Source organism: Hansschlegelia beijingensis (genome assembly GCF_045505405.1).
Taxonomy (GTDB): domain Bacteria; phylum Pseudomonadota; class Alphaproteobacteria; order Rhizobiales; family Methylopilaceae; genus Methylopila; species Methylopila beijingensis_A.
Window position 1 is genome coordinate 1 of record NZ_JBJKEX010000249.1, and the last position, 4,514, is coordinate 4,514.

At 69.0% G+C, this 4,514-nt stretch carries 6 protein-coding genes; 2 read left to right on the forward strand and 4 right to left on the reverse strand.

Annotated elements, in window-relative coordinates:
- Positions 1–253, reverse strand: a 253-nt coding sequence (locus tag ACIKT0_RS13500; protein ID WP_407105842.1) for a hypothetical protein, incomplete at its 3' end; no start/stop codon positions are given.
- 208 nt (positions 254–461) lie between these two features.
- Between ACIKT0_RS13500 and ACIKT0_RS13505 the strand changes: the two genes are divergently transcribed.
- On the forward strand, positions 462–1,058 hold the full coding sequence (locus ACIKT0_RS13505; RefSeq protein ID WP_407105843.1) for a superoxide dismutase: 597 nt from the start codon (positions 462–464) through the stop codon (positions 1,056–1,058).
- 64 nt (positions 1,059–1,122) lie between these two features.
- On the opposite strand, the gene folP is transcribed toward ACIKT0_RS13505, so the two are convergent.
- The 3 genes from folP to ACIKT0_RS13520 form a co-directional block, all read right to left on the reverse strand.
- Positions 1,123–1,956 (reverse strand): dihydropteroate synthase, encoded by an 834-nt coding sequence (gene folP, locus ACIKT0_RS13510; protein WP_407105844.1) that lies wholly within the window; start codon positions 1,954–1,956, stop codon positions 1,123–1,125.
- Between the two features lie 76 nt (positions 1,957–2,032).
- A complete protein-coding gene (locus ACIKT0_RS13515; RefSeq protein ID WP_407105845.1) occupies positions 2,033–2,440 on the reverse strand; it encodes a DUF4332 domain-containing protein in 408 nt (135 codons plus the stop codon).
- Positions 2,441–2,539: 99 nt separating this feature from the next.
- Entirely contained in the window at positions 2,540–2,908 is a 369-nt protein-coding gene (locus ACIKT0_RS13520) for a hypothetical protein (protein ID WP_407105846.1), read from the reverse strand.
- 134 nt (positions 2,909–3,042) lie between these two features.
- Between ACIKT0_RS13520 and ACIKT0_RS13525 the strand changes: the two genes are divergently transcribed.
- On the forward strand, positions 3,043–4,514 hold a 1,472-nt coding region (locus ACIKT0_RS13525), incomplete at its 3' end, for a helicase HerA-like domain-containing protein (protein WP_407105847.1).

Consider the following 4,514-nt stretch of genomic DNA (forward strand, 5'->3'; position numbering starts at 1 on the left):
GGCCGGGGTTCCGGCTGCGCTGAAGCACGCCAGGCAGCCAGCCGCCCTCGCCCTCCCGCCCGCCGGCGGCGCGGGCCACGATTCGGCCAAATCTCTGGATCGCGCCGGTCACGGCGCCAAGGCCGATCGCCAGCACGCCCGACCCGGCGAGCCGGGTCGCGATGTCGAGCGTCGCGAAGGCGTCGCCCTGCAGCAGCATGACGCCGCTCCAGGCCAGCAGGCCCGCTCCGAGCAGGTACAGGACGACGGACATGGCTATGGCGGCCTCGCGAGGTGTCTGCTCTTGCGTCTGTCTCGACCCGTGATGGTTACCGGCCGGTGAAGCGGCCGCCGATCCGCGAGCGGCGTTGTCCCCAAGGGCCGACAAGCATATCTAACGCGGGCGACCTGCCGCTGCACGCGGAGCTTCGTCACGCCTCGCGGCCCAGCGGAACGCCCATCTTTTCACGTGGAGATTTTCGATGGCCTTCGAGCTTCCGGACCTGCCCTACGCCTACGACGCTCTGCAGCCTTATATGTCCAAGGAGACCTTGGAGTTCCATCACGACAAGCATCACAACGCCTATGTCGAGACGGGCAACAAGCTGCTCGCCGGCTCCGGCCTTGAAGGCAAGTCCCTCGAAGAGGTGGTGATCGGCTCCTACGGGAAGAACCAGGCGCTGTTCAACAACGCCGGCCAGCACTTCAACCACATCCATTTCTGGAAGTGGATGAAGCCGAACGGCGGCGGCGCCGTCCCGGGCTCGCTCGAGGCCAAGATCAAGGAGGACCTCGGTGGCGTCGAGAAGTTCAAGGAAGACTTCATCGAGGCCGGCAAGGGCCAGTTCGGCTCCGGCTGGGCATGGCTCGCGCTCAAGAACGGCAAGCTCGAGGTGATGAAGACCCCGAACGGCGAGAACCCGCTGGTGCATGGCGCGACGCCGCTGCTCGGCGTCGATGTCTGGGAGCACTCCTACTACATCGACTACCGCAACCGTCGTCCCGACTACCTCAAGGCGTTCATCGAGAATCTGGTGAACTGGGAGTATGTCGAGGAGCTGTACTCCAAGGCGAAGTGATCGTCGCAAGCGACTGATCCTGCGGGGCCTTCGGGCCCCGTTTTTCGTTTGGAGCGGCGCGCGCTCAGGCGTCGAGGATCGCCTGCGCCACCAGCAGCGCGTCGCGATTGGCGCGCACGTCGTGGACGCGGAACATCACCGCCCCCTGGCGCCAGCCGAGCACCGAGGTCGCCACCGTGCCGAACACGCGCTCCTCCGGCCGGCGCTCGAGGATGTGCCCGATCAGCGACTTGCGCGAGGTCCCCAGCAGTACGGGGAAGCCCATGGCGGCGAGCGCGTCGACCCGCCTGATGGCGATCAGGTTCTGGGGGATCGTCTTGCCGAATCCGACGCCCGGATCGAGCGCGATCGCGGCGTCCGGGATTCCCGCCTTCTGGGCGATCTCGATCGAGCGGCCGAGAAACCGCTTCATGTCCTCGACGATGTCGAGCGCGGAATCGACCTCGGTGCGGTGATGCATCACCACGACCGGGGCCCCGTGCTCGGCGGCCACGCGGGCGATGTCCGGGTCGCGCTGCAAGCCCCAGACGTCGTTGACGATCCGGGCGCCCGCCTCGAGCGCCGCAGCCGCCACCTTAGCCTTCATGGTGTCGATCGAGATCGGCGCGTCGACCGCCTCCCTCACGGCGCGGATGGCCGGCACGACGCGGCGGATCTCCTCCTCGGCGTCGACCGCCTGATAGCCCGGCCGGGTCGACTCGCCGCCGATGTCGATGACGTCGGCGCCCTCCTCCGCCATCGCGCGGGCGTGCGCGGCGGCGTTCTCGACGGCCGCGAAGCGCCCGCCGTCGGAAAATGAGTCCGGCGTGACGTTCAGGATGCCCATGACGCGCGGGCCGCCGGCCCGGTCGAACAGGCGGGCGGCGGAGAAGGCGGGCTTGGACGAGCCGTCGGACATGCGGAACCCGGGCGCTAGGATGGCGAACGGCAGACCATCAGCATGATTTCGCCGCCGGAAGAAACCCCGCGGCCGATCAATAGGTCAGCGTCACCGGCAGCGCCTTGGCGCTCTCGATCCATTTCGCGAGCAGCTTTTCGGACGGCGGCGCGTGCACGATCCTGCGCGTCTGGTTCAGCCGGGCCACCGCCCGGGCGAGATTGGCCGGGTTGCGGTTGCGCAGATCCGGCACGGTGTCGACGCCCGCGGCTTCGAGCAGCACGGCGTAATCGAGCGCGACGCCCGGCACGCGGGTCAGATCGGCGATGTTCGCGAGCTTCAGGATGACCGTGTCGTCGAGCCCGGCGGCGGCGGCGAGCGCCTTGCGGCCTTTCGGCGTGCTCGCCTTCTCCAGAAGCGTCGCCGTGGTGCGGACCCGCACGGCCTTCAACTTCGCGATGACCTCCGGCCCGACGCAACCAACCTCGGAGACCGGATAGGACATGCGTCGCCCTCCTGCGCGGCATCGTGACCGACCCGGGCCCAAAGCAACGCGGGCCATGCGAACGCACAGGCACGAACGCCGCGCGAGGCGGCGCTCCAGTCAGATGAAGGCTTCGAGCCCCGGCACGGCGCCGACGATGCGGCCCGTGGTCTCCTCCCCGACAGTATCGCGCGAGAAGGCGAGCATTTCACGCGTCACGACCTGAACCTCGCCGCCCGACAGTCCGGCGGCGGTCAGCGCGTGATAGGCCGCCATCGCGCCGAAGCCCGGATAGCCGGGAGACTCCGCCGCCTGCGCCCTGCCCTCGTCGAGCACGGGAGCGGCGCCCGGAATCGCGTCCACCAGCTCCTTCACGGCCGCCGGAGGCGCCTCCTTGTCGAGGAACACCAGGATGGTCTTGACCGCGGCCGCAGCCTTGGCGCGGTCGATGTGAGCGGCGTTGGATAGCCGGGTCACCAATTCGTCCATGCCTGTCCCCTCCGTTCGGCGGCGCAGTTTAGGGGTCGATGGTCTCATGACAAGCGGCCATTGGAAGGAGGCCGGCTTGGTTCGCCCCGCGCGCCGTGGCAGGCTCGCGCCCCACGGACGAGGGGCGAGGCCGCATGGCGGAGAACGGCAAGATCTTCATCGGGACGAGCTTCGACTCTCACGGCGCGAGGGTGAAGGCGGAGGAGCTCGAGCTGCGGCTCGCCAACCGGCACGGACTGGTCACCGGCGCGACCGGGACAGGCAAGACCGTCACCCTGCAGGTCCTCGCCGAGGGGTTTTCGCGGGCCGGCGTTCCGGTGTTCGCCGCCGACATCAAGGGCGATCTCTCGGGCGTCTCCCAGATGGGCGAGCCGAAGGACTTCCTAGTGAAGCGCGCCAAGGAGGTGGGCCTCGAGCCGTATCAGAACAGCGCCTTTCCGGTAGCGCTCTGGGACCTGTTCGGCGAGCAGGGCCATCCGATCCGCGCCACGGTCTCCGAGATGGGGCCGCTGCTGCTGGCGCGCCTGATGGGCCTCAACGACATCCAGGAGGGCGTGCTCAACATCGTCTTCCGCGTCGCCGACGAACAGGGCCTGCTGCTGCTCGATCTCAAGGACCTGCAGGCGCTGCTCGGATATGTGGCTGAGAACGCCGCCGCCTTCACGACCAAATACGGCAACGTCGCCAAGGCCACGGTCGGCGCGGTGCAGCGCCAGCTGCTGGTGCTGGAGCAACAGGGCGGCGCCAAGTTCTTCGGCGAGCCGGCGCTTTCGCTGAACGACCTCATGCGCACGGCGCCCGACGGCCGCGGCGTCATCAACATCCTGGCCGCCGACAAGCTGATGGCGAGCCCCAGGCTCTACGCGACCTTCCTGCTCTGGCTGATGTCGGAGCTGTTCGAGGAACTGCCGGAGGTCGGCGACCCGGACAAGCCGAAGCTCGTGTTCTTCTTCGACGAGGCGCATCTGCTGTTCGACGAGGCGCCCAAGGCGCTGATCGACAAGGTCGAGCAGGTGGTGCGGCTGATCCGCTCCAAGGGCGTCGGCGTCTATTTCGTCACGCAGAACCCGATCGACGTGCCGGAGACGGTGGCGGGCCAGCTCGGCAGCCGCATCCAGCACGCGCTGCGCGCCTACACGCCGCGCGACCAGAAGGCGGTCAGGGCCGCGGCCGAGACCTTCCGGCCGAACCCCGACCTCAAGACCGCGCAGGTTATCACCGAACTCGGCGTCGGCGAGGCGCTGGTCTCGACGCTCGAGGGCAAGGGCGCCCCCACCGTCGTGCAGCGCACGCTGATCGCGCCGCCGGCGGGCCGCATCGGCCCGGTGACGCCCGAAGAGCGCAAGGCGCTGATCGCGTCCTCGCCGGTAGCCGGGCGCTACGACATCACGATCGACCGCGACTCCGCATACGAGATGCTGGCCCGCAAGGCGGAGACGACGGTCGCAGCCGATCAGGCCGCGACGCAGGCCGACGCGGGCGGCGACGACCTGCTGGGCGGCCTGTTCAAGACGGTCTTCGGGGCCGGCGCAGGCCGCAAGGGGACGCTGACGCCCGGCCAGCGGGTCGCCCGCGAGGTGACCCGCACCATCGTCAACCGCACCGC